Annotated in this window: 18 protein-coding genes and 1 pseudogene; 11 read left to right on the top strand and 8 right to left on the bottom strand. The window is 71.5% G+C overall.

Features of this window, described 5'->3' with window-relative positions:
- Positions 1 to 551 precede the first annotated feature (551 nt).
- The 3 genes from ACZ49J_RS30360 (at position 552) to ACZ49J_RS30350 (ending at position 5,854) form a co-directional block, all read left to right on the top strand.
- Positions 552 to 3,377, top strand: a complete 2,826-nt coding sequence (locus ACZ49J_RS30360; RefSeq protein ID WP_467453268.1) for an ATP-binding protein — start codon at positions 552 to 554, stop codon at positions 3,375 to 3,377.
- Positions 3,378 to 3,659: 282 nt separating this feature from the next.
- Complete coding sequence (locus tag ACZ49J_RS30355) at positions 3,660 to 4,451, top strand: S1 family peptidase (protein ID WP_467453269.1); 792 nt, start codon at positions 3,660 to 3,662, stop codon at positions 4,449 to 4,451.
- 389 nt (positions 4,452 to 4,840) lie between these two features.
- Entirely contained in the window at positions 4,841 to 5,854 is a 1,014-nt protein-coding gene (locus tag ACZ49J_RS30350) for a magnesium and cobalt transport protein CorA (RefSeq protein ID WP_467453270.1), read from the top strand.
- Between the two features lie 648 nt (positions 5,855 to 6,502).
- Here the strand turns inward: ACZ49J_RS30350 and ACZ49J_RS30345 are convergent.
- Positions 6,503 to 7,112 (bottom strand): annotated as a pseudogene (locus tag ACZ49J_RS30345) (transposase); the annotation flags it as partial.
- Positions 7,113 to 8,203: 1,091 nt separating this feature from the next.
- On the opposite strand from ACZ49J_RS30345, the gene ACZ49J_RS30340 reads away from it, so the two are divergent.
- From ACZ49J_RS30340 to ACZ49J_RS30330, 3 genes are read left to right on the top strand one after another with little or no spacing between them, the layout of a single operon-like run.
- The gene (locus ACZ49J_RS30340) at positions 8,204 to 9,328 is read left to right on the top strand and encodes a Gfo/Idh/MocA family protein (protein WP_467453271.1); all 1,125 of its coding nucleotides are present in this window, start codon (positions 8,204 to 8,206) and stop codon (positions 9,326 to 9,328) included.
- Positions 9,234 to 10,511 (top strand): DegT/DnrJ/EryC1/StrS family aminotransferase, encoded by a 1,278-nt coding sequence (locus ACZ49J_RS30335; RefSeq protein ID WP_467453272.1) that lies wholly within the window; start codon positions 9,234 to 9,236, stop codon positions 10,509 to 10,511. The genes ACZ49J_RS30340 and ACZ49J_RS30335 overlap by 95 nt, the downstream gene beginning before the upstream one ends.
- Positions 10,508 to 11,866, top strand: coding sequence for a thymidine phosphorylase (locus tag ACZ49J_RS30330; protein ID WP_467453273.1), 1,359 nt, complete (start codon positions 10,508 to 10,510; stop codon positions 11,864 to 11,866). Before ACZ49J_RS30335 ends, ACZ49J_RS30330 begins: the two co-directional genes overlap by 4 nt.
- Positions 11,867 to 12,929: 1,063 nt before the next feature.
- Here ACZ49J_RS30330 and ACZ49J_RS30325 read toward each other — a convergent pair.
- Positions 12,930 to 13,118: a hypothetical protein gene (locus ACZ49J_RS30325; RefSeq protein WP_467453274.1), complete on the bottom strand. Its 189-nt coding sequence runs from the start codon at positions 13,116 to 13,118 to the stop codon at positions 12,930 to 12,932.
- 203 nt (positions 13,119 to 13,321) lie between these two features.
- Here ACZ49J_RS30325 and ACZ49J_RS30320 point away from each other — a divergent pair, with 203 nt between their 5' ends.
- Complete coding sequence (locus ACZ49J_RS30320; RefSeq protein ID WP_467453276.1) at positions 13,322 to 13,609, top strand: hypothetical protein; 288 nt, start codon at positions 13,322 to 13,324, stop codon at positions 13,607 to 13,609.
- Between the two features lie 54 nt (positions 13,610 to 13,663).
- Positions 13,664 to 14,554 carry a fructosamine kinase family protein gene (locus tag ACZ49J_RS30315; RefSeq protein ID WP_467453277.1) on the top strand — a complete coding sequence of 297 codons (891 nt, stop codon included), beginning with the start codon at positions 13,664 to 13,666 and terminating at the stop codon, positions 14,552 to 14,554.
- 59 nt (positions 14,555 to 14,613) lie between these two features.
- Here the strand turns inward: ACZ49J_RS30315 and ACZ49J_RS30310 are convergent, their stop codons facing one another.
- A complete protein-coding gene (locus ACZ49J_RS30310) occupies positions 14,614 to 15,516 on the bottom strand; it encodes a glycosyltransferase family 2 protein (RefSeq protein WP_467453279.1) in 903 nt (300 codons plus the stop codon).
- A gap of 92 nt (positions 15,517 to 15,608) precedes the next feature.
- Here ACZ49J_RS30310 and ACZ49J_RS30305 point away from each other — a divergent pair, with 92 nt between their 5' ends.
- Positions 15,609 to 16,577 carry an LLM class flavin-dependent oxidoreductase gene (locus ACZ49J_RS30305; RefSeq protein ID WP_467453280.1) on the top strand — a complete coding sequence of 323 codons (969 nt, stop codon included), beginning with the start codon at positions 15,609 to 15,611 and terminating at the stop codon, positions 16,575 to 16,577.
- 5 nt (positions 16,578 to 16,582) lie between these two features.
- On the opposite strand, the gene ACZ49J_RS30300 is transcribed toward ACZ49J_RS30305, so the two are convergent.
- Positions 16,583 to 17,743 (bottom strand): glycosyltransferase family 4 protein, encoded by a 1,161-nt coding sequence (locus ACZ49J_RS30300; protein ID WP_467453281.1) that lies wholly within the window; start codon positions 17,741 to 17,743, stop codon positions 16,583 to 16,585.
- A gap of 213 nt (positions 17,744 to 17,956) precedes the next feature.
- Here ACZ49J_RS30300 and ACZ49J_RS30295 point away from each other — a divergent pair, with 213 nt between their 5' ends.
- Together ACZ49J_RS30295 and ACZ49J_RS30290 are read left to right on the top strand one after the other, a co-directional pair.
- Positions 17,957 to 18,316, top strand: coding sequence for a hypothetical protein (locus ACZ49J_RS30295; protein ID WP_467453282.1), 360 nt, complete (start codon positions 17,957 to 17,959; stop codon positions 18,314 to 18,316).
- Positions 18,309 to 19,232 carry a histidinol-phosphatase gene (locus ACZ49J_RS30290; protein WP_467453283.1) on the top strand — a complete coding sequence of 308 codons (924 nt, stop codon included), beginning with the start codon at positions 18,309 to 18,311 and terminating at the stop codon, positions 19,230 to 19,232. Before ACZ49J_RS30295 ends, ACZ49J_RS30290 begins: the two co-directional genes overlap by 8 nt.
- A 4-nt stretch (positions 19,233 to 19,236) precedes the next feature.
- On the opposite strand, the gene ACZ49J_RS30285 is transcribed toward ACZ49J_RS30290, so the two are convergent.
- The 4 genes from ACZ49J_RS30285 to ACZ49J_RS30270 all read right to left on the bottom strand — a co-directional run bounded on the left by ACZ49J_RS30285 (position 19,237) and on the right by ACZ49J_RS30270 (position 24,589).
- Positions 19,237 to 20,196, bottom strand: a complete 960-nt coding sequence (locus ACZ49J_RS30285) for a hypothetical protein (RefSeq protein WP_467453284.1) — start codon at positions 20,194 to 20,196, stop codon at positions 19,237 to 19,239.
- A gap of 279 nt (positions 20,197 to 20,475) precedes the next feature.
- Positions 20,476 to 21,930, bottom strand: coding sequence for an acyl-CoA dehydrogenase family protein (locus tag ACZ49J_RS30280; protein WP_467453285.1), 1,455 nt, complete (start codon positions 21,928 to 21,930; stop codon positions 20,476 to 20,478).
- Positions 21,930 to 23,210 (bottom strand): pyridoxal phosphate-dependent aminotransferase, encoded by a 1,281-nt coding sequence (locus ACZ49J_RS30275; protein ID WP_467453286.1) that lies wholly within the window; start codon positions 23,208 to 23,210, stop codon positions 21,930 to 21,932. The genes ACZ49J_RS30280 and ACZ49J_RS30275 overlap by 1 nt, the downstream gene beginning before the upstream one ends.
- Positions 23,207 to 24,589, bottom strand: coding sequence for a KamA family radical SAM protein (locus ACZ49J_RS30270; protein ID WP_467453287.1), 1,383 nt, complete (start codon positions 24,587 to 24,589; stop codon positions 23,207 to 23,209). Before ACZ49J_RS30270 ends, ACZ49J_RS30275 begins: the two co-directional genes overlap by 4 nt.
- Positions 24,590 to 24,634: the final 45 nt, after the last annotated feature.

The following is a 24,634-nucleotide window of genomic DNA, read 5'->3' as shown; positions in this document are numbered from 1 at the left end:
GCAGTTCCCCGCGCCCCTTGGTAGTGGGGGCGGGCCACCGCGGGTCCGTGCCGCCGCGTGGCCGGGCGTCGGCGTCTGCCCCACGGGGCGGTGGGGGCGTGCACGTTCGTTGTGGCTGGTCGCGCAGTTCCCCGCGCCCCTTGGTAGTGGGGGCGGGCCACCGCGGGTCCGTGCCGCCGCGTGGCCGGGCGTCGGCGTCTGCCCCACGGGGCGGTGGGTGCGTGCGCGTTCGTCGGGGCTGAGCGCGCAGTTCCCCGCGCCCCTTGGTGGCGGGGCGGGCCGCCGCGGGTCCGTGCCGCCGCACCTGGCCGGGCGGGGCGCGTCCACGCGGCGGAGCCGCATACTCGGCACAGTCCCGCGCCCCTGGTGGGGCGGACCCGCTACCGTGGCCCTTGGTTATTCATTGGCGAGGACAGTGAAATATTTTCTGCCTGGGGCTCTTGCGCCTCTCGTGGCGCTCCTGTTATTTCCCTCACCACGTCTTGGGTCCGAAATTCAAAGATTCGTTGCCTAATATTGGCCAGGACACGACCAGAGGGGAGCGGTGGACCGTGCGACGGGACTTCAAGGAGCCTGGCAGACCGCGCCCCGACCTGGTCGTTGGGCGGGACGAGATACTCGTCGCCGCGCGCGAGCAGCTCGCGCGCGGCGGCAGCGTGCTGGTGGACGGCCCCGCGGGGATCGGGAAATCGACCATTCTGCGGACATTGGCCGCGGAATACGCCGAATCGGCACGTACCGTATTGCGCTGCTCGGCCACCGAGTCCGAATCCCACCTGCCGTTCCTCGCGCTGGCCGACCTGCTCGGCCTGGTCATCGACGAGGTGTCCGACCGGCTTCCCGCCCCGCAGCGCGACGCCCTGGAGTCGGCGCTCACCGGCCGCGGCGAGTCCACCCTCCAGCGCGACGGCCTGGCCCTGCGGCTCGCCGTGCTGTCGGTCCTGCGGGCGCTGGCCGCCAAGGGACCCGTCCTGATCGTCGCCGACGACCTCCAGTGGCTGGATTCCGCCAGCGCCGAACTGCTCGGGTTCGCCGCCCGCAGGCTCGGCGGCATGCCGGTCCGCATGCTGTGCGCGGCACGCACCGCGACGGACCAGCGGGGCCAGGAGCAGGACCGCCATCTACGCGCGTTGCCCCCCGAGACCCTGGCCGTGCGGGTCAGCCCGCTCACCAAGGCCCAGGTGGCCGAGCTCCTCGGACACCGCGGCTACACCGGGCTGCCCCGCTCGACCGTACGGGACATCCACGGCACCAGCGGCGGAAACCCCCTGTTCGCGCTGGAGCTCGGCCGCGCCCTCGCCGAGAGCCCGACCCCACCGCGCCCGGGCGAGCCCCTGCCCGTGCCCACCTCGCTGCGCGCCCTGGTCCTGAACCGGCTGGAGATGCTCCCCGTGGAGGCCCGCCGCACCCTGCTCGTCGCCAGTGCCGGCGCCCGGCCCACCCTCGCGCTGCTGCACGCCGCCGGGCGCGACAACGCCGAGGCGGAGACCGCGCAGGCCGCGGCGCTCGGCCTGCTCGCCCCCGAGCGGGAGGGCCCCGGCGTACGGTTCGCGCACCCCCTCGTGTCCGCCGCGCTGTACGCCGAGGCGGGCGCCCAGGAGCGGCGTGCCGCCCACACCGCCCTGTCCACCGCGGCCTCCGACCCCATCGAACGCGCCCGCCACCTCGCCCTCGCCACCACCGGCACGGACCCGGCGGTCGCCGCGCGGCTCGGTGAGGCCGCGGCCGTGGCCCGGGACCGGGGCGCTCCCTCGGTCGCTGCCGAGCTGGGGCTGCTCGCGGCCCGGCACACCCCGGCCGACGCCGAGCCGGACCCCGACGAGCGCCGGCTGCAGGCGGCCGAGGACGCGGTGACCGCCGGGGAGAACGACCTCGCCCGGGACATCGCCCGCGAGGTGCTCGGCCGGGCCACCGAGCCCGCCGACCGGGTGCGCGCCTGGATCGTGGTGATCGAGGCGGCCGGCCAGTCCATCGCCGAGGTCGACGCCGCCTACCCGCAGGCACTCGCGGACGCGGGCGACGACCCTCGGCTCCTCGCCCTGGTCCGCTACCAGCTGGCCTGGCGGGCGCTGGTCGTGGAGGGCGACTTCGCCGAGGGCCGCACCGAGGCGGCCCACGCGGCGCGGCTGGCCGAACGGGCCGGCGACCGGCGCACCGAGCTCCTCGCGCTGGCCTTCCAGGCCCACATCGAGACCCTGATGGGCCACCCGGACGCGCCCGCGACGATCAAGCGCGCGCTGAGGGAGCCGCAGGACCCCCAGGTGGCCTGCCACCACAACGGCGCCGGCTCGGCCCGGTTCCGCTGGCTGCTCATGAGCGACCAGCTCCCCGAGGCCCGCAAGACGGTCACCGCGCTGCTGCGCGAGGCCCGCCGGCGCGGCATGGTCGAGAGCGAGGTGCACTTCCTGCGCTTCCTCGCCGAGACCGAACTGCGCTCCGGCCACTGCGGCCGCGCACTGGACCTCGCCCGGGAGAGCCTGCGCCTGGCCCGGGACACCGGGATCGGCGAGGGCGCCTCCGCCATGCTCACCGCGCTCGCGGAGGCCTCGGGCGGCGAGGTCGACCGCGGGCTGGCGCTGGCCCGGGAGGCGGCGGAGCACGCCGAGGCGGACGGCGACCTGGTGTACCTCTCCCGCGCCCTGGGCTCCCTCGGGTACGCCCAGCTGGTGGCCGGGGACGCGGCGGGCACGGTCCAGTCCCTGCGTCGCGTACGGGAGTTGGAGGAGAGCCTCGGGGTCACCGATCCCGCGCGCGGGCGCTGGCACGGGGACCTGGCCGAGGCGCTGGTGCGGGTGGGCGAGTACGCCGAGGCACAGGACGTCATCGTCGCCACACGGGAACGAGCGCTGCGGCTGGGGCGCGAGAGCGTGCTCGCCGTGCTCGACCGCTCCGAGGCGCTGGTGCGCGCCGCGCGCGGCGACCACGAGGCCGCCGTACGGCAGTTGACGTCCGTGCAGGACCGGCTGGCCAAGCTCGGCTACGGCCTGGAGGAGGCCCGGGCCGCGTACGCCCTGGCGGGGCTGCGCACGCCCCGTCCCGGTCCGACGTCGTACGACGAGGCGACCCGGCTCTTCCGCCGCTGCCGTGCCCTGCCCTGGCTGAGGCAGGCCGAGCAGGCGGCGGCCGCCCCGGCCCCGCAGCCGCCCGCGGTCCCGGCTCCCGCTCCGGCCGCGCTGGACGCCCTCGCCGTCCTCGCCACGACGGAACGTCAGGTCGCCGAACTCGTCATGGAGGGCGCGACGAACCGCGAGATCGCCGGGCGGCTGTTCATCAGCGTCAAGACGGTCGAGGCGACCCTCACCCGGGTCTACCGGAAGCTGGGCATCCGGTCGCGCGTGGACATCGTGCGGCTGGCGGCGGGACACCGTACGAGCTGACCTCCCCGATACGTAAGAGCCGAGACGTACGAAGCGATACCTACGAAGCGATACGTACGAGCTCCCCCCGGGTGCCAGCCTACGTTCCCGCCCGCGTGCGGTCATCGAGGGTTTTCCCTCCCCAACTCCCTTAGGGGGTTCCCCAATTGGGGGCTGATCGCTGCCGCTCCTAGCTTGAGGACGTGCCGCTCGCCAGGGCACACCGAGCCGGCCCGCCGGCCCGGTGCACCTCCCCCACCCGCGCGTCCCCCACCGGTGCAACCCCCACGAAGGAGTCCCCCCTTGTTCGGGTTCAAGCGTGCCAAGAAAACCGCCGCTCTCGGCGCGGCCGCCGCTGCCGCCGCCGCGACCGCACTCCTGAGCGCCCCCTCCGCCGTCGCCGCCCCCAACCCCATCGTCGGCGGCACGACGACCACCGCGAGCGCGTACCCGTACGTCATGCAGATCACGGACTCGTCGCAGAGCCAGTTCTGCGGCGGCACCCTGGTCTCGGCCACCAAGGTGGTCACCGCCGCGCACTGCATGGTCGGCGAGACCACGAGCAGCGTCCGTGTCGTGGGCGGCCGCACCTACCGCAACGGCACCAACGGCACCGTCAGCAGAGTCAGCGACATCTGGATCCACCCCGACTACACGGACGCCACCGAGGGCAACGACGTGGCCGTGCTGACCCTGTCGACGTCGATGCCGTACACCACGGCGCCGTACGTCGGCTCGTCCGACACCTCCGTGTACGCGGCCGGCACCACCGCCCGCATCCTCGGCTGGGGCACCACCTCCTCGGGTGGCTCCTCCTCCAACCAGCTGCGCACCGCCACGGTGCCGATCGTCTCCAACTCCAGCTGCGGCAGCTCGTACGGCTCGTCCTTCATAGCGAGCGACATGGTGTGCGCCGGATACACCTCCGGCGGCGTGGACACCTGCCAGGGCGACAGCGGCGGTCCCCTGATGATCGGGGGCGTCCTGGCAGGTATCACTTCCTGGGGCGAGGGCTGCGCCCTGGCCGGGTACCCGGGTGTCTACACCCGGCTGACGACCTTCTCGGCCGACGTCACCGAGCAGATCGAGTCGTAGACCCCAGGGGTACGACGCCCGATGAACTCCTGAGGCACCCCCTCAGGTGATTGCCGGGGGGCGTTGCGGACCGACCACGAGCGGTCCGCAACGCCCCCTATCCACGTTCGGCAACACTTACCGGCTCCATGCCCTCCACGCACCCCCACGTCGTGTGCCGCGTATATCCTGCCGGTCGATCCGGCCGGTCACGCGCACGTGCCACGCCCGAGCGCCGGCACACGCGCACGTACACAGGGAGGTGCCCCATCGCCTCGAAGAACCCGAAGGGGACTGGGGGCGCCAGGAGGTCCGTCTGGCGCCGTGCCCTGCCGTCGCCGCCCGCCCCACCCACGCGGTCCACGCCCGCCCCCGCCGAGCCCGCGCCGCACCCGGCGGAGCCGGCCAGCGTGGTCCAGGCGGCCCTCTACCAGGACGGCGTACGCGTCTCCTCCCCCGCGACGCTGGCCGACACCTTCCGCGAGCTGCGCGACACGGCGAACGGCATGGCGTGGATCGGTCTGGCCGGCCCCACGGAGGAGGAACTGCTGTCGCTGGCCGCCGAGTTCGACCTCCACCCACTCGCCGTCGAGGACGCGATGGAGGCCCACCAGCGCCCGAAGCTGGAGCGCTACGGCAAGACCCTCTTCGTCGTCCTGCGCGCCGCCCGCTATCTCGACGCCCCCGAGGAGGTCGACTTCGGCGAACTGCACGTCTTCGTGGGCCCGGACTTCGTGATCACCGTCCGCCACGGCGCCGCCCCCGACCTGTCCGCGGTCCGCCACCGCATGGAGAAGAGCCCGGACCTGTTGAAGCGGGGCCCGGAGGCGGTCCTGTACGCGATCCTGGACGCGGTGGTCGACGGCTACGCCCCGGTGGTCGCGGGTGTCCAGAACGACATCGACGAGATCGAGACCGAGGTCTTCAGCGGCGACCCCGAGGTCTCGCGCCGCATCTACGAACTCTCCCGCGAGATGGTCGAGTTCCAGCGCGCCACCCGCCCGCTCGTCGGCATGCTGCACGGCCTCATGGCGGGCTTCGCGAAGTACGGCACGGACGAGGAACTCCAGCGCTACCTCCGCGACGTCGCCGACCACGTCACCCAGACCAGCGAGCGCGTCGACAGCTTCCGCCAGGCCCTCACCGAGATCCTCACGGTGAACGCGACCCTGGTCACGCAACAGCAGAACGCGGAGATGCGGGCACTGGCGGAGGCGGGGTTCGAGCAGAACGAGGAGATCAAGAAGATCTCGTCGTGGGCGGCGATTCTGTTTGCTCCCACGCTGGTTGGAACTATCTACGGCATGAACTTCGAAGACATGCCTGAGTTGGGCTGGAGCTTCGGATACCCCTTCGCGATCGGCCTGATGGGGGTGGTTTGCGTAAGTTTGTATGTGATTTTCAAGCGACGAGACTGGCTCTAAGCACCTCGCATCACGATCAGTTACTCTTCGCGCTCTGCTCTCGCATCAGTCACGGATCGAGCCGGAATCGGCCGTGGGGAGTCTCTGGGGAGAAGTGATGCGGGTGATCTCCTCGCCCTGCTGGCGGCGGGCCCCTGACCTGCCCTTTTCGGGCGTCGGCGAGCGTTGGGGAGGAACTGGGGAGAAACGATTGGCAACCCACGCTTCGCGCCTGCCGCAACGAGCCCACCTGGCTGCCCACTCGGCACTGCCCGCACGATGTCGCCGACCCACGGCACATCACAGACAGTGACAGCCATGCGGCCACAGGCGCCCCCAAACTCTGCAGACGCGCTCTCCACTCCACGCGAGCGGAGGTGAGCCGCCCATTGCCACGGAGGAAACAAGGCCGAGCTCCAGCGCACAGCCCCTGCCCCGCCGCGCTGCCCTACGTCGAGTAGAACCGAAATGGCATCCATCAGCCGTGGGAGTCCTCTGGGACTCTTCTCGGACTTCCGGCTTTATCAACCGGCACGACTGGTAGGGCTTGGTCAGGTCCGTATGGGTGTGGGTATGTCGTGGTGGCAGGTGGGGCAGGCGCCGGTCCAGAGGGCGAGGAGTGTCTGCAACTCGCGGACGACTTGGTAGAGGCTCAGGCCGGCCCCGCGTCTTTGGCGCTCGGGCCAGTCGTTGCAGGGTGCAGAAGGCGTGCGCGAGGGGGACGTGGTGGTGCCATCCGTTGAAGGTCCGTCCCTCGAAGTGGGCCAGTCCTGGGGCCTGTTTCAATCTCCCGGTTGTCGTGCTCGATACGCCAGCGGGGTTTGGCGAGGCGGACCAGTGCGGTCAGGGGCAGGTCGGACAGCCAATACTGCACCGGCTCGCTCTCGTCGGCGGGCCATTGGGCCAGCAGCCAGCACACGGGCAGTTCCGGTCCGTCGGCCATCTCGACCTCGCGTCCGGCAGGCCGGATGCGCAGGGCCAAGAAACGGGAGTAGATCCGCTTGCGGCCGGAGCGGCCGGTGCCGGGCCGGGAGCCCTGGCGCCACTGCACTGGCCGGGCAGCCTTCCGCCCCGCCGCGATGACCAGTTCCTTCACAGACCGCGGCTTGTCGGGACACTTCGCCACCGGCGGGCGTCCGTTCCCGGAGTACGGCTCGGCCACCGGCACCGCGTCGCCGGGCTGGGCGGAGAGCCTGGTGGAAATCGCCACCACCTGATTCAGGCCGGGCTCCTGCAGTCCGTGCCGGAACGCGGCGGCATCGCCGTATCCGGCGTCCGCCTCCGCCGATGTGTGCGGGGTGCTGTGCGAAGGTCTCCGACCGGGGATGTTCCGGGTTCGAGGGCTTCGCCCAGCGGGGTGGCCGGGCAGAGGCTTGCCCATGATCTGTTGACGCAGGAACATGACCATGTCAAGCTCATGGGAGCGCTGTCGGGCCGGAGGTGGCGGGGAGCAGCATGTTCTGCGTCCGCATCGAGGTCGGCGTGCTGACGTATCGTCGCCCTGGGTTGTCTACGGGGGAATTGAGCGCTGTGATGGCCGTTCCAGAACATCCCGATCATCTCGTCACCGTGGGTTTCCGTACACCCCGGGCACGGGCCCAGTGTCCTCTGACGCCGGTTGTCACCCGGGCGACGCCACGCCTCAGAGGCGCGTCCGCCCGTCGTCCTTGACCGTCACCCTCACGCGCTGGCACCGGGCGATCCCTCAGCAGTCCTGGTGGACGCTGATGTGCGCCCCGATCCGGACCGGCCGATGGCGCAGTTCGCCTCGGGACCGGGTATGCCCGTGCCATCGGCGCACGGCTGCTCCTGCCGTCTCGCACTCACCTGCACCTCCACCCGGTGACCGCCGAGACGGACCGGCCGCGGTGCGGCTGCCGCCTGCCCGGCATGAGTTCACTCACGCACGAGATGTACGCGACACCGTTCCGTGAGAAGGGAACCAGAGATGACCCAGGTCACGCACACGGCGAAAGGCGCCCGGGACCGGCCTTCGTCAGCCATCCGCACCACGGCGAGGATGCCGGTCGCGCGTGCGGACGAACCGGAGGCCGCTGCCACCGTCGTGCGGCCGTGAGGGCGGTCCACGAGGAGGGGCGGGCCCGGGTGGGCTGGACATCGGGCGCCCCCGTCGGGGCGTTCGGCGACGAGCCCGGCTTCTCCGGCCTTCTCCTCCCCCACCGGATCGGCGAGGAAGGAGGCCGCCCGTCTCCACGACAGCATCGCCGTCCTCTCCACCGTCGCCGCTTCCGGCTGACCGAAGCGGGCCAGGGCCCGACCGCCCCGTCCTCTCCGGCTCACCGGCTCGCCGGCTCGCCGGCTGAAGAGTCCCCGTAAATCCGTAGGAGCCGCTGGAAAGGGTCGGTCAACTTGTCAGGCTTACCTGTCATTCGCTGTGCGGTCATCGGTGTCGGCCGCAGAACCCTGGACGACTACGTACCCGCCCTCGTCGGTCTGTCGTCGCGCATCGAGCTGGTCGCGGCATGCGATGTGGACCCGGCAGCGGAAGCGCGTCTGATCAACGCACTCGCCAGGAACGGACACGTCCCCCGTCCGCGGTTCTTCCCCGATCACGCATCCCTGCTGGACGCCGTGGACCCCGGCCTCGTCATCGTCGCCACGCCGCACCACACCCACCACGAGATCACTCTGGAGCTGTGCCGCCGCGGCATCCCCGTGCTGAAGGAGAAGCCCTTCGCCCTGTCGCCGGCGGAGGCCCGCGACCTCGCTGCGGCCGTCCGGGAACACGACGGCCACCTGAGGCTCTGTGTCCAGCGGCGCCATCACCCGCTGTATCTGAGGGCAAAGGACGCGCTGGGGCGGATCGGCGCCATCAGGCACTTCGACGCCACCTACCAGCTCAGTACCGATGCCTACCAGGCCGGCTGGCGGGCCGAGACGAGAACCTCCGGCGGCGGGGCCATCATCGACATGGGCTACCACATCATCGATCTGCTCCACTGGTTCTTCGGAATGCCGTCACTCGTCTACGCGAGTGCGGCGCCCAAGCTGAATCCGGACGCCGCCTACGACGTCGAAGAAACCACACTGTCGACACTGACCTATCCGAACGGTGTTACCGGCGTACTCCGCCTGTCGCTCTGTGAGTCCGAGAAGAGCGAGTTGATACGCGTCTACGGTTCCGGCGGGCACATCGAGCTCACCCGGGACCGTCTCGAGCGGTTGGATCGATCGAACCGTCCGGTCGAGCGGGTGACCGGCGAACGTCCCTGGGATTCGGCGTCCGGCGTGCTGGTGAACACGCTCGACCATCTCTGCGACCCGGACGTCACCGAACGCGAGGTGCAGGACGGTGTACGCGTCACCGCCACCATCGAGTCGCTCTACCGCTCCATTTCCCGACAGACCTCCGTACGACCGCTGCACGAGGAGACCCAGGATGCCCGTTTCGGATCTGGCCATCGACGGGGGACAGCCGGTACTGAGCCGACCGACGGCGTATCCGTGGCCGAAGCGGCGATCGGAGTGGTCTGAGCGCGTTCTGAAGCAGCTGGAGAGCGGCAGGCTGTCGCTGTACGACCGCTCCGGTGTGGTGGCGGAGTTCGAGGACGCCTGGTCGGCCGCTCATGACCTTCCGTACAGTCTGGTGACCAACTCAGGTACCGCCGCGCTGCATTCGGCGTTCTACGGCATCGGTCTCGGCCCCGGCGACGAGGTTCTCTGCCCGTCGTACACCTTCTTCGCCACCTCCGCGCCGCTGTTCCAGCTGGGCGCGCTGCCGGTGCTGGCCGACTGCCGGCCCGACGGCTCGTTCGACCCAGAGGCTGCGGCGGGGCTGGTAACCGAGCGCACGAAAGCGGTCGTCATCACGCACATGTGGGGTCTGCCGTGTGACATGGACGTCATTGCGGCCTTCGCCGAGGAGCACGGGCTGGCGCTGGTCGAGGACTGCTCCCACGCGCACGGCGCGACCTACCGCGGGCGCCCGGTAGGCACCTTCGGCGCGGCCGCGGCCTGGAGTCTGCAGACCCAGAAGCTCGTCGCAGCCGGCGAGGGCGGCGTACTGGCCACCCGCAGCCGGGAGGTGTACGACCGGGCGCAGCTGCTGGGGCACTTCAACAAACGGGCGATGAAGGAGATGGACCCCCAGGGGCCGCTCTATCCGTACGCCGTGACGGGTCTGGGCCTGAAGTACCGGGCGCATCCGCTGGGCGTCGCCTTCGCCGTGGGCCAGATCGCCGAACTGCCGTCGTGGATCAAGGGAAAGCAGGCGTTCGCGGAGGAGATCGCGGGGCTTATCACGCGGATCGAGGGGGTCACGCCGCTGACGCTGTCGACGCCTGAGCGGACCTCGGCCCACTACGCGCTGCTCTTCGACGTCGATCCGGACCGGGTTCCGGGCGGCCGGGACCGGCTGGTGGCGGCATGCAACGCCGAGGGGCTGGACGACGTCGACATCCCGAAGGCGACGTCGCCGCTGCACACGCTGCATCTGTTCCGGCATCCGATGTCGCCGGTGACCACGTACGACCGGGCCTGTGTGCGGACGGAGTTCCCGGTGGCCGAGCGCCTCGCGGCGCGCACCTTGAAGATTTCGGTTCCCTGTGCCCCGGCGGGCTTCGAGGAGGAGGACGAGCGGTATCTGGCTGCCGTACGGGCCGTCGTCGGCAAGGTCGCCGCCCATCTGGCGTCCGGAGCGCGCAAGGAGTCCGGATGAGTCCCGTCCCGCCGGCTGGTGACCTCGGCGACACCGCGGCATCCGCCCGGGTCGTCGGGTCGACCACCCGCAAACGCGCCGGAGCGGTCCTGGACTCCGGGGAGATCGAGGGCATCGTCACGGACTACGTCCACGGCCGGATCCCGGATTACCAGATGGCGGCCTGGCTCGCGACGGTCGCCTGCCGCGGGCTGTCCACGGCGGAACTGGTGGCCCTGACGCGGGCCCACACCATCGGCGGCGGCCAGCTGGACCTGAGCCGGGTGGACGGCCCGGTCGTGGACAAGCACAGTACGGGCGGCGTGGGGGACACCACCACGCTGATCGTGGTGCCGGTGGTCGCGGCGTGCGGGGTCCCGATGGCGAAGATGACCGGCCGGGCCCTCGGCTTCACCGGGGGCACGCTCGACAAACTGGAGTCGATCAAGGGGCTTCGGACCACGATCCCGATCGAGGAGATCGTGCCGATGCTCACCTCCGTCGGCATGGTCCTCACCGGCCAGAGTGCCGATCTGACACCGGGCGACGGCGCCACGTACGCGCTGCGCGACGTCACCGGCACCGTGGAGAGCATTCCGCTGATCGCGGCCAGCATCATCAGCAAGAAGTCCGCCGTGGGGGCCGACGGGCTGGTCCTCGACGTCAAGACGGGCGCCGGAGCGCTGATCCGGGAACAGGACCGTGCGACCGAGCTGGCCCGAACGATGCTCGGCCTTGCCGCCGAGTTCGGACTGAACGCGCGGGCCGTGCTCAGCGACATGAGCCAGCCGCTCGGGCCCGCGGTGGGCAACGCGCTGGAGATCCGCCAGGCGCTGGCCGTACTCCGCGGGGAGCGCGTCCCCGGACTGTGGGACCTGTGCGCGGCGGTCTGCCGGCTGATGCTGCAGAGCGTCGACGCCGCGCTCACCGACAAACAGGCCATGGCCAGGATCGACCGGGTCCTCGACGAGGGGACGGCGTACGAGACGTTCGTGCGGTGGGCGGTCGCGCAGGGGGCGGACGTCGCCGCGCTGGAGGCGGAGCGGCTGCCGTCCGCCGGGCGGCGGCTGACGGTCACGGCGCCCGAATCGGGCTGGGTCACCGCGATCGAGCCCCGGTCCGTGGGCAACGCGAGCCTGCTGCTCGGAGCGGGGCGGCTGACGTACGACGCGCCCCTGGACCACGGCGCCGGTGTGCTGCTGCGACGCCGGGTCGGGGACCGCGTCGACCAGGGCGATGTCCTGGCGGAGCTGTGCTACGACGTTGGTGACGTCGCCGCCGCCCGGTCGCTGGTGGAGTCGGCGTTCCGGCTCGGTGACACGGCGGTCGACGCGCCGGCGACCGTACAGCGGGTCTTCGAGCCGGGAGCGGCCTGAGATGTGCGGAGGTGCCCGATGGGGCATCGCCTGACCGGCTCCGGCCGGGCGGCGTGCCCCGCGCAGCGGACCGGGCTGCGGCGGATCGCAGGGCTGCTGCCCGCGGCCGGACGCGGTCCGGTGGCGTCGACGATCGCCTGCGACGTGCTGCTGGGCGTACTGCCCGTGATATTCGTGGTCAGCAGCAGTGTGATGGTGGGCCGGGTGCCCGGCGCGCCGGCCGCGGGCACCGGCTCGGCACGGTGGTCGGGAGTGCTGACGGCGTTCGCGGTGGCGTCCGCCGCGTTCACCACGCAGCAGGTGCTCGCCCCGTTGCAGGGGGCGCTGGGTGAGCTCGTCGCCAGACGGGTGGACGGGGCGCTCTTCGACCGGGTCATCGCGGCCTCACTGCGCGGACCGGGCATCGGTCCGCTGGAGGACCCCGGCTGCTGGAGCGGCTCAGCGAGGCGCGGCGGGAGCTGGAGACCGGCGTGGACAGCCCCGGGAAGGCGTGCGCCGGTCTGCTGCATCTGCTGGCGCGGTGGGTGCAGCTGGCGGGCTGCGTGGGGGTCATCGGGTTCTGCTTCTCCTGGCTTGCCGGGCTCGCGGTCTGCGTCGCCGTACTGGCGATGTGCCGCTCGCTCCGCCGCGGCCTGCGGGGCCACATGGCGAGTTGGTCGTCACTCTTGGGGCGCCGCCGGGAAGAACGCTATCTGCGGGATCTGGCCACGCGCGCCGCGGCGGGCAAGGAGATCCGGATCTTCGGGCTGGCCGGCTGGCTGCGCGACCGGCACCGGGTGGTGGCCCTGGAGTGGATGGCACCGGCCTGGGCGGAGCGCCGCCGACTGCTGCTGTGGCCCCATCCGCGGTACACCGTCGTCGGCCTGGTGATCACGGCCGCGGTGCCGGCGGCGGTCGCGGCAGCCGGAGCGGGCGGGGCCACTCTCACCGGGCTGGCGCTGGCAACACAGGCCGTGCTGATCGGCGTCCGGCTCGGCGAGTTCTGTCCGGAGTCCGACATGCAGACGATCCTCGGGATGAACGCCCGTGACGCGCTGACCGCGTTCGAGGAGGGCGTGGCCCGTCACCCGGCACAGCCGGACACCTCGGAGACCCCGCGGACGCCGCCGCCCGCCCCCCGGCGGGAGATCGCCTTCTCCAGGGTCTCCTTCGGCCACCCCGGCCGGGAGCGGCGCGTCTTCGAGGGCCTCGCCTTGAGGATCGAGGCCGGGAAGTGCACGGCGATCGTCGGCGCCGTCCGGTACGAGTTCACGGTCCGGCAGGCCGTCGGCGTGGGCGATCTGCCCCGCGCCGGCTCCGAGGAGGCCGTGCGGACGGCTCTGGCACGCGCGCGGGCGGCCGGTGTGCTCGACGCGTTGCCGGAGGGTCTGGCCACCCGGCTCGGCAGGAGTTACACCTCACGGGGCGGAGCTCTCCGGCGGCCAGTGGCAGAAACCGGCGCTCGGCCGCGCGTTCATGCGGGACCGGCCGCTTCTGCTGGTTCTGGACGAACCGGCCGCCGCCCTCGACGCCGAGGCGGAACACGCCCTTTTCCAGCGTTGTGCCGCGCAGGCCGAAAGGTCAGCGGCCGACGGCGGGATCACGCTGCTGGTTTCCCACCGTTTCTCCACGGTGCGAATGGCCGACCTCATCGTCGTGGTCGAGGACGGCCGGATCGCGCAAGCCGGGGGCCACGCCGCACTGCTGCGGCGCGGCGGTCTCTACGCGGAGCTGTACACGCTTCAGGCCCGCGGCTACCGATGAATGTGGCCGAACGGGTCCCTGGTGTGTCCGGGAAAAATATGATGTGATTTCTGGGTGTCTGACGAAGAGATACTCATCAAGCGTCTCCAGGAAGCGGGATACGCAGCCAGAGAGGTGAAGAAGGCCACCGGCGGAGTGGTCGCAATTGCCGGTCTGGTAACCCTCCAGGATGATTCCCAGATATTCGCGAAAACGCTTCTCGGGCCGGACCGGGACATTTTCCCCGTCGAAGCCGCCGGCCTGACGGAGCTCCGCGAAACCGGCGGGGTGACCACGCCGGAGGTGCTGTGCGCCTCGCCCCGGCTGCTCGTGCTGGAGAAGATGCGGCCACGCCGCGACGACGAGCGTTTCTGGGAGCGGCTCGCCCAAGCGGTCGCCGCCCTGCACACCTCCACGACCGCCGAGCGGTTCGGCTGGCACCGTCCGGGCTGGCTGGGCCGGCTGCGCCAGGACAACACGTGGGACAGCGACGGCCACGCGTTCCTCGCGGAGCGGCGCATCCTGCGCTGGCTGTCGGAACCTCTGGTCGAGGCGGCCTTCGACGCCGCGGAGCGGCAGGCCCTGGAACGGCTCTGTGCCACCCTTCCCGAACTCGTGCCGGACCGGCCCCCGTGCCTGACCCACGGCGATCTGTGGCAGGAGAACATCGTCGCCACCGCCGACGGCGCGCCCGTACTCATCGACCCCGCCGTGTCCTACAACTGGCCGGAAATCGACCTCAGCATGCTGTGGTGCTCCCCGCGCCCGCCCGCCTCGGACCGCTTCTTCGCCGTGTACGAGGAGATCACCGGGATCGACGGCGGCTGGCGGGACCGGATGGACCTGTTCCATCTCCGGGAACTCCTGAGTGTCATCGCCCATGACGACGACGACTGGGGGGCCGCGGAAGCCGTACGGAAGATCATCGCCCCGTTTCGGCGCGACGGTGGCCCGGCGACGGTGTGACCGGCGTCCCGCCGCCGGGCCCCGTGCCGGGAGAAGCCCGGTGGCCGCGGGTCGCCGCCCTATTCCAGGGCCGCCCCGGCGGTACGCCGTTTCTCCCGGCGGGCGGCGTCGTACGCGCGAAAACGGCGGCGCAGCGCGGGCCCCGTACCCTCCCAGCCGGGGTAGTCCGCGTAGTCGAAGGAACAGCGCGCGAAGCGGAAACCGGGGTCGCCCACGTCGATCCTGCCGCCGTTCTTCTCAAGATGGTCGAGGAACCGCTGCGACTCCCCGACGATCGACCGGTGCAGCAGGCGCCACTCCCCCGACGAGTAGGCCGCCACCCGCCTGGTCAGGCGCGCCCGTGCGGAGGCGGTCCACTTGAAGTGGTGAACCTGGGCGTAGATCTCCTCGGCGGGAACACCCCTGCCCGTCCAGGCGCAGTGCTGGCCCAGATCGAGTTCCACGGTGCCCCGGGCGAGGGTCACCTTGGTCGGCCTCCCGTCCAGCAGCCCGACGGTGAGCTGGCCGGCCAGCGGATACTGGCGCCACAGCGGCTCCTCGCCGTACGGCAGCGGCCCGGCGAGCCGGCCGTCGGCGCTGACCCGGTCGAGAAAGGCGCCTTCCACGAAGTCGAATCCGTGCTCCTCGCAGTAGGCGGTGACCTCCGCGAGCGATCTGTCGTAGACATGGAATTCGTCGAGGTCGGCGACGATCCACCAGTCGTCCGGCCAGGTGCTCATCTGTTTCCGGATGAGCGCGGCGTTGAGATCCTCGTGCCACGGGGCCACGCAGACATCGGCGAAGCAGTACCCGGCCTCCCGCATCACTTCCACGGAAGGATCCAGCGTCGGGTCCGCACGGCTTTCGACATGGCGTATCACATGGAAGCTTTCGACTCCCAGCTCCCGGTAATGACCCAGTGAATAGGGCAGCAAAGATATGTCGCCACCCACCACGGAAACGAAGCGTAAAGTCACGCCCATTACTTTCCGGGCGGCCCGGGCATTCTGTCAAGGTGGTGCCGTACGCCGCGACGGCTCGTGCGGTGAGGAGATGTATGAGCTCGAATACCCGAATGGGATGGTTTCTGGCGCACGAGGAATGGCAGCCCGAAGCGCTGATACAGCAGGGAATACTCGCCGAATCGGCCGGCTTCGACGCACTCCTGGTGTCCGATCATCTCCAGCCCTGGACGGACGCCGGCGGAGCGGCGGGGTTCAGCTGGGTGACTCTGGGCGCGCTGGCCGCGTCCACGCGGACGGCGACGCTGATGACGGCGGCCGTGTGCCCGCTGTTCCGGATGCATCCGGTGCTCACGGCGCAGGCGGCGGCGACGGTCGGGCGGATCTGCGACGGCCGGTTCGAGCTGGGCGTCGGTATGGGACAGGCCGTCAACGAGCAGCCGCTGAGGGGGCCCCTGCCGCCGTACCGCGAGCGGCTCGCGCGGACCGAGGAGGCCCTGCGGCTGATGGATTCGCTGCTGGCGGGCGACGAGGTGAGCTCCGACGGGCCGTACTACACCGTGTCGCCGATCAGGCTGCACAGTCCGCCCCCCGGGCCGGTCCCCGTACTGCTGGCCGCGTCGGGGCCGAGGTCGGCCGAGGCCGCCGGGCGGCTGGCGGACGGCGTGATCTCGTCGGTGAAGGACGTCGGCCATACCCGGCGGACTGTGGTCGACGTGGCGCGGAAGGCCGCGGCGGCGGTCGGCCGTCGGCCGCCGCGGGTCGTCCTCACCTGCTTCCTCGTCTTCGCCCGCAACGACGCGGAGGCATGGGAGGCCCTGCGGCCCTGGCGCGGTATGCGCACCCCGCGCCGGCTCCGGGAGGGCAGCCCGCGCCGGCTGCGCGAGGACGCCGACGCGATGGGCCGCGAGGCCGTCCTCCAGCGGTTCCCCCGCTACGACGACGTCTCCCGAGTGGTGGAGCTGTGCCGGGGCATCATCGACGGGATCGCCCCCGACGTACTGGCCCTGCAGGTGGCGGCCGTCGACGGCGCCGAAGCGCTGAGGCGGCTGAGCGAGGTGCCCGCCCGGCTGCGGGGCTGAGGCACCTACCGGTCGAGGGCGGCGAGCAGAGCCTCCTCCGTCCGTTCGGCCATCCGCTGGAGCGTGAAGTGCGTCAGCACCTGCTCGCGGGCCAGCTCGCCCGTGCGGCCGCGCAGCGACTCGTCGGAGAGCAGCTCGACGAGGGCGTCGGCGAGGTGGGCGGGATCCGGGGACGGCACGAGGAAGGCCGACCGCCGGTCCCGTACCAGTTCGCCGATGCCCGGGAAGTCGCAGGTGAGCAGCGGCCGTCCGGAGCTCATGGCCTCGAGCATGGCCAGGCTCAGCCCTTCCCCGGTGCTGGGCTGGGCGACGACGTCGGCCAGGGCCAGCACGTCCGGCATCCGGTGGTACGTCACGTCGCTGTCGATGCGCACCACCTCACCGAGCCCGAGCCGGTCGATCTCCTCCCGCAGCTTTCCCGGATAGTCGCCCGAGGAGGAACTGACGGCGCCCGCGATCAGCAGCCGGGTGCGGGACAGCCGGGCGTGCACCGGCGCGAAGGCCCGGACGAGCTCCAGGATTCCCTTGCGCGGCTTGAGTTGCGCGGCGCAGACGACGACGAGGTCGTCCGGGCCGTAACCGTAGTGCCGGCGGACCTGGCCCGTGTCCCGGTCCGGGCGGAATCTGTCCGTGTCCACCCCGTGCGGTATCAGCCGGGTGACAGCGGCCGATCCGTGCCGGCGGGCGCGGTCGGCGTAGTTCTCCGCGCAGGCCAGCACGAGCGAGGGGCGCAGGATCTCGTGGACGACCCGCAGCCGGGCGCTGCCCAGGGGCTGCGCCTCCGGCTCGTGCTCATGGAAGGTCGCCACCCAGGGTATGTCCCGGTCCACCGCGATCCACTTGCCGGCCAAGGCGGCGTCGAGCGTGTTGGTGAAGACCAGATCCGGCCGCAACTCCTCAGCGCAGGCGGCCAGTTCCGGTGCCAGCGAGAAGGCCATCTGCTCCCACAGCACTTTGCTGGGGTCCGCGAGCAGTTCCCGGTACGCCGTGAGCCGGCGGACCGTCACCTCCCTCGGATCCCCCTCGACGATCCGCCCGGCCGGGTCCTCCCGCGGCGCGTCGGTCACCAGCATGACGTCGTGACCGCGACCGGCGAGCCCCTCCGAGATCACGTGCGCATAGGTCTCCGCACCCCCGATGGTGGGGTGGAAACTGGAAGCGATCATCAACAGTCTCATGTCACTCCGTTACCGCCGGCATCATCCCGCACCGATCCATGCCCCTTCTCCCCTGGCCCTACGCCGAGTCGCCGGGCCCTTCGCGATCAGCCGGTTCGCATATTCGGATTACCGCGTCCGGGCCCACGTGGTACTGATGTACGGGCCGCCGAGCGGCGTGTTCCGCCATGCCCTTCCCGTACGAAGGCGAGGTCACCACCGATGATCAGCGACGCGTTTCCCGCCGGAGGGCCGGCCGGCGCGACCCTCACCGAGTGCCAGGAGCTGACCGGTGCGTTCCGCCGGCGCGCGAACATGCCGATCACCGCAGACGTCGCCCTGCTCGACGCGTGCGCCGAACTGGGGGAGTTGACCGGCGCCTATCTGAAGAACTGCGGTTACGCGCCCTCGGCCGCCGGCGCCTCGCCCTCGGACCAGGTGCGGTCGGAGTTCGGCGACGTCCTGTTCGCGCTGCTCGGCTTCGCGGACGCGGCCGGGCTGGACGCGGGCGCCGAGTTCGCCGTGACGCTCGACCGGTACGAGGCGCGGTTCGCCGGGAGGGCTGCCGAGCGGCATGGGTGACTACCACGTCCATCTCCATCCGCACACGCCGCGCCCGGACAGCCCGCCGCCGGGCGTGTATCCGAAGGGGCACGTCGACGCGTACGTGGACCGGGCCCTGACGCGCGGCGCGACCGAGGTGGGCTTCACCGAGCACATGCACCGCTTTGTGGACCTGGAGCACGTCGCCGCCGGGTTCTGGAACACCGGCGAGTCGGCCGATCTCTCCGAACGGTCCCGCCGCTACTACTACGACGAGCTGAATCTCCGGCTGGACCGCTACACCGAGGCCGTCCTGGGCGCCCGGGACCGGGGGCTTCCTGTGCTGCTCGGGCTCGAGGTCGACTTCCTGCCCGGCCGGATGGAGAAGATCCTCGACATCCTTGCCTCGTACCCGTTCGACTATCTCATCGGGTCCGTGCACTGGATCGGCTCCTGGGCCGTGGACCACGACGGGATGACGGACGAGTTCGAGCGCCGCGGGGTGCGGCGTTCGTACGAGGACTACTTCCGGCTGGTCGCGGACCTCGCCGAGTCCGGCATCGTCCAGGTGCTGGCCCATCCCGATGTGGTGAAGAAGTTCGGTCACCGCTGTGAGGAGGAGCCCGTCGACCTGTACCGCCGCGTGGTCGACGCCGCACGGCGTGGGGGCGTGGCGTTCGAGGTGTCCAGCGCGGGTCTGCGGTACGAGGCGATGGAGCCCTATCCGGCGCCGACCCTGTTGCGGATGTGCCACGAGAGCGGCGTGCCGATCACCTTGGCCAGCGACGCCCACTACCCGGACCAGGCGGCGGACCGGTTCCGCACTCTCGTCCGCTACGCCCGGGCCGCCGGATACCGCAGCCGGCTGAGGTTCGGCACCGGGGGCGGGCAGGAACTCGTGCCCCTGCCCGACCCGGACGACGACCGCGACTGGCCGCCGCCGGACGGTGCGTGAGCCGTCAGGCGGCCAGTCCCACGCGGACGGCGCCGCGCACCACCGGCGTCAGGACCGCGGCGGCCGTGGCGAACAGGGGGCGCGGTACGCGGTTGCGCAGCGCGCCCAGCGCCATGGTGCCCAGCGCGCGGCGCCCCACACGGGTCTCCATGCCTTCCGCCGCCGCGGATGCCCCGGCAGCGGCGGCACAGACGCCGAGTCCGTACGCCGCGAGCCACAGCTCCGACAGCAGGAGTTCACCGATCAGCCGCCGAGCGCGCTCGGCATCGAGCTCCCGGCTCAGGGCGTCGTCGGCGAGCCGCAGGACGCGGTCTGGGTCGAAGCCGAGATCCGCGAGCGCCGCCAGGGCCGGCATCCTGCGCCAGCCCTCGTCCGCCGTCGGGTCGCGGAACCGGAAGTAGGCGCCGGGCTCGCCCCACCAAGCCAGCACGGGAACCGCGTCGACGCCCGTGACCGACCGCCGCAGGTCGACCCCGGACAGGGAGGTGGCGCCCGCGGTCCAGCAGGTGGCACAGCGCATGCCGTGACGGCTGTTGCCGGTCAGGCTGGCGGCGTCCCGGTGCCCGACCACGTTGGGCACGGCGACCTGCGGGGGCAGGCCGGCCGAACGCAGGTAGCGGCGCAGCGTGACGTCGTCGGGCTCGTCCCTGCCCAGCGCCTCCTCGAACCAGGCGCTGACGTCCTTCGCGAGGGCCACCGGCATCACGCCGGCCTGCGTCGGCACGTAGTTGTCGACGACCTCGGCCCAGCCCGCCCCGCAGAGCGCCGCGACGCGCGCCACGGAGGCTGTCCAGGACCCCCACTCGACGAAGAGGGACACACCGTCCGGGCGGTGCTCGATCAACTCGCCCACGACGCCGAGGAAGTTGCCGGTCAACCGGACATCATCCTGCAGCACCAGATGATGGGTCGCCCAGGGCGCCGCCACGGCCCACGCCCTGCGGACCGCTGTCGCAGACGACACGGTTGTCGAGGTGCGGGTGAACGTCCCGCAGCCGCCCGGCCATGCCCCGCCGCCACTCGTGGGTCATGACCGCGATGGATAACCGCCAGTTCCGCTCGGGCAACTGTCCAGCCTTTCGAGAGTGGACGACACCGGACGACCTCCTGATTATCGTGGCTCGGACCGTGCCGGTGAGGGCGTGGCTACGACAGCGCCTCGACCGAAACTGTCTGGCAGGTCACCGTGTCCGGACAGCGGCCGTCCTCGGGGAGCCTCTGGGGAGAAGTGATGCGGGTGTGCTCACGTGAGTCGCGATGACACGTGGCGCACCTCCTGGTCCATCAGCACCAGTGCCCCGTCTGCCGCGTGCAGCCGGTCGTTGCTGTAGTTCAGCGGAGCGGAACGCAGATCCCGCAGCGTACGTTCCAGCGCCAGGGGCGAGTCGCGCAGATAGCCGTGGAACATGCCCATGAGCTGGACCAGGTCGTCCACGGCGGCCGGGCACTGCTCCGACGCGGTCAGCTTCACCGCGTTGAGCAGCAGCTGAACCGGCGCGGAGGTGAGGTCGCGGCGCTCTTCCGGCAGGGCTTGCGTAGCGTGCCGGATCAGGGCGTCCACGGTGTCCAGGCGCTGGCGGACCCGGGAGAGCCGGTGGAGCAGGAGATCGGAGTGCAGGTCGACGCGGTCGCGCTGGGTGCGCAGGTGCCGGACCACCCGGGCGAGCGCGCCGTCCGCCGCGCCCAGCCAGCATGCCGCCCAGCCCAGATGGGCCAGGGGCGCCATCGTGGCCAGCGCGATGTCCCGGAATCCGCCGGGGCGGCCGACCGTCTGGCGCGCGGGGACGTCCCCGGCCAGGCGCATCGGGACACTGTGCGTGGCCCGCATCCCGAGCGGATCCCAGCCCCCGGTGACGGTGATCCGCAGTTGCTCCCGGTCGGCGTATACCAGCGTCAGGCTCTCCGGTGAGCTCGCCCCGAGGGCCCGCATGCTGATGAGGAAGCCGTCGGCGTGCGTGCCGCCGGTGACGACGGGTGCGTCCCGGTCCACGTGCAGTGTCGTGTCGTCGCCGCGCAGGCCGGAGGAGACCGAAAGCAGGCGTCCCCGGTTGCCGGGGTCGGTGGTGACCGAGCCGAGGTACAGCGTGCCGCCGGCGACCCGGGGCAGCAGTGCCGCGCGCAGTTCCTCGTCCGCGTGCTCCGCGAGCACCGCTGCCTGCTGGCAGTGCATGACGTAGATCATCGCCACGGACAGGCAGTCGCGAGCCAGTTCGCCGACGACGTCGATCATGTCGGCGGTGGTTCCTCCCAGGCCGCCGTACTCCTTCGGGACGAGGAGTCCGAGCAGGCCGCTGCAGCGGAGCGCCTCCAGCGCGGCTTCCGGGAAGGAGGCTTCCCGGTCCGTCGCGGCGGCGTGCTCGCGCACCACGGGACGGACCTGGCTCAGCCGCTCGTCCAGGGACGCGGCGGGCGGTTCCGCGGCGGGCGGCTCCTGGGCGTGTGCGAACAGGCGGCACAGCCCGTCGACCGTACGCAGGGTCTGAGGCGTCAGGTGTGCTGGATCCGCTTCCACGCCGAGTCGTTCCTCCAGCTGCTCCAGCATCTCGACCATGCGGAAGGAGTTGAAGGCCGGTAGCGCGTGCAGGCGGCCGTCGTGCCGCAGCGTGTCGGTGTCCGCGCCCAGGATCTCGGCTGCCGTGGCGACGACCGCGTCGCGGACCTTCGTGCCGGGAAGTGCCGTGTGCTGGGTGGCGGTCATCAGCCGGTCCTCTCGTCACGTGCCGGGTTCAGGTCGGCGAAACTCTCCTCTATCCGGGTGAGGACCCCGCTGATGTGCGGGAGCCGCAGGGGATCCGCGGCTGACAGCGCCTCCTCCTGCTCCTCCTCCGTCTCCCCGTACAACATGCTGGTCGCCGCCTTGAAGCGCAGCGCCCCAGGGTGGTCGCCAAGATGGTGACCGGCGAGGACGACGATGCCGTACCGGTCGAAGAGGTGTCGCCTGAGCGTGTCCGAGTCCGTGACGCCGCGCCGGGCGAGGCGGGGACGCAGCGGCTCGAGGTCCGGGTACACGTAGAAGGCCCCGGTCGGGGGCCGGCAGTGGGCCCCGGCGCGCACCATCAGCGCGTGGACCTCGCGGGCCACTGCGCCGTGCAGGCGTGCGGAGTCGCGCAGTCGGCGCCGTATCTCTGGCGGATCGCCGAAGGCGTACTCGGCGACCTCCTGCATCGGCCCGGCCAGGGATGACCACACGTCGCTCGCAACGGCCACCACCGTGTCCCGGGCCCGCCGGCCCCGGGGCCCCTCGGGGAAGCGAGCCGCCCCGATGCGCCAGCCGCCGATGGCGAGGCTCTTGGAGAGTCCGGTGGTGACGATGGTGCGCTCGGGAATCACTTCGGCGGGACTGAGCAGGCGGGTGGCCGGGTCGTGCACGGTGTCCCGGTAGATCTCGTCGGAGACGACGAGCAGGTCCTCCTCCTCCGCGACGCCGCACACGCTCCAGACGGCCTCTCGTGGCGCGAGTGTGCCCGTCGGGTTGTCCGGGAGCGTCAGGACCAGGATCCGGGGGTCGTGTCCGGCGGCTCGGGCCGCCCGGATCCGGTCCCTGAGCGCGGACGGATCCGGGACTCCTCCGTACTCGGCGGGGATCGGGACCCCGATCACCCGCCTGCCGGCCATGTCCGCCTGTGCCGGGTAGGAGTTCCAGCACGGCACGGGCAGGACGACGTCGCCCGGGACGGCCAGGTGCAGTGCCATCAGCAGGGGTTTGCTGCCCGGCCCGACCACGATCTGGCCGGGTGTCGTAGGGATGCCGCGCCGGGTGAAGTAGCCGGCCACCGCGGCCCTGACCGCGGGCGAACCGGCGACGGGACCGTAGCCGTGGTGCCGCGCGCCGGCGGCCAACCGCTCCCGGAGGGAGGCGAGCACGGGCAGCCGCGCCTCGCCGAACCCCAGGTGGACCAGGGGCCGGTCGCCTCGGCCGGACCGGGCTACGAGTTCGTTGAGGGCCAGGTTCGGCGACACGGCCCTGACCCGGCTCACCGCTGCCCCTCTCGCACGGCGGCGGTCACCGCGCCCCGCTCGGCGCCGGGGACGTCCGCCCCGCCCGAGCGCAGCGCCCGCACGAGGTCGCCCGGGGTCGCCGGGTCGAGGACGAGGTCCGTGAGCCAGCAGGCGGACGGCGAGTACCGGGCCCGGAACGGCCTGCCGACGAGTGCCGGGTCGCGCGCCTGCAGGAGACGGAGCTGGAAGTAACGCCCCGTCGGCTCGTCCTGGACACCGTCGACGACCACCTTCCCCGGGGTGGCGGACATGACGGGGCCGCGGACCGTACGGGCCAGTCCGGGGAGCCGGCGGTAGGCGTCGTGGAAGAGGTCCACCGCCCGGGACAGCGGCACGCGGAAATAGCCGTGCGGGCCGGTGTCGCGTTCGACGAACAGGTAGTACGGAACGGCTCCCACCGCGGATTCCGCCCGCCACAGCTCGGCCCACACCGCGGCGTCGTCGTTGACATGGGCGATCAGCGGGGCCTGGCAGTACAGGGAGGCTCCGGTGGAGCGGATGCGCGCGACGGCCGTGCGGGCGAGGTCGGTGCCGATCTCCCGGGGATGGCTGAAGTGGGCCATCACGGCCAGCTGACGGCCCGTCGACGTCACCTGCTCGAACAGCCGGAGGGTGGTGTCGGCGTCCCGGTCCGTGACGAACCGCTGCGGCCAGTAGGCCACCGCCTTGGTGCCGATACGGATGGTCCGGACGCTCGGGACACCGAGCAGGGGCTCCACGTGCTGCCGCAGCCGTTCGGCCGACATCACCAGCGGATCTCCTCCGGTGACCAGGACGTCGCTCACCTCCGGATGCCGGCGCAGATAGGCGATCAGGTCATCCGGGCCGGGAGTTGCGAACCGCAGATCCTGGTCGCCGATGAACTGGGCCCAGCGAAAGCAGTAGGTGCAGTAGGAATGGCAGGTCTGACCCTGGCCGGGAAAATAGAGAATGGTCTCCCGGTATTTGTGCTGCATACCGGGAAGCCGCCGGCCGTCGAGGCTCGGCACATTGAACTCCTGCTGGCCCGAGGGGTGCGGGTTCATACCGGCCCTTATTCCGGCCACGGCGTCGCGTATGACGGATTCGGAGGCGTTGGCCGCGATCAGCCGCGCAAGCCGGTGACGTTCATGGTCGCGCAGCATCTCGCTCTGTGGGAAGACGAGTTGGAACATCGGGTCGTCCGGGGCCCGGTCCCAATCGATGAGACGCGTCAGGACGTAGTCGTTGACCCGGAACGGCAGCACTCGGGCGGCGAGACGAATGGATTCCCGCAACTGCGGGTCCATTCCGAATCGTTCGGCGATTCTGTCCAGGTGCCGTGGCCCCCAGGCACGGAAACGGCTCGCCTCTGCCGGGCTGTCGAGCAGAAGAGTCATGCGACCATCCTCCGGTGTCTGGAAAGTGGAGCCGCAGCGGGACAA

This window comes from Streptomyces sp. NPDC030840, from assembly GCF_055572015.1.
This window is presented reverse-complemented; position numbering and strand designations above follow the sequence as displayed.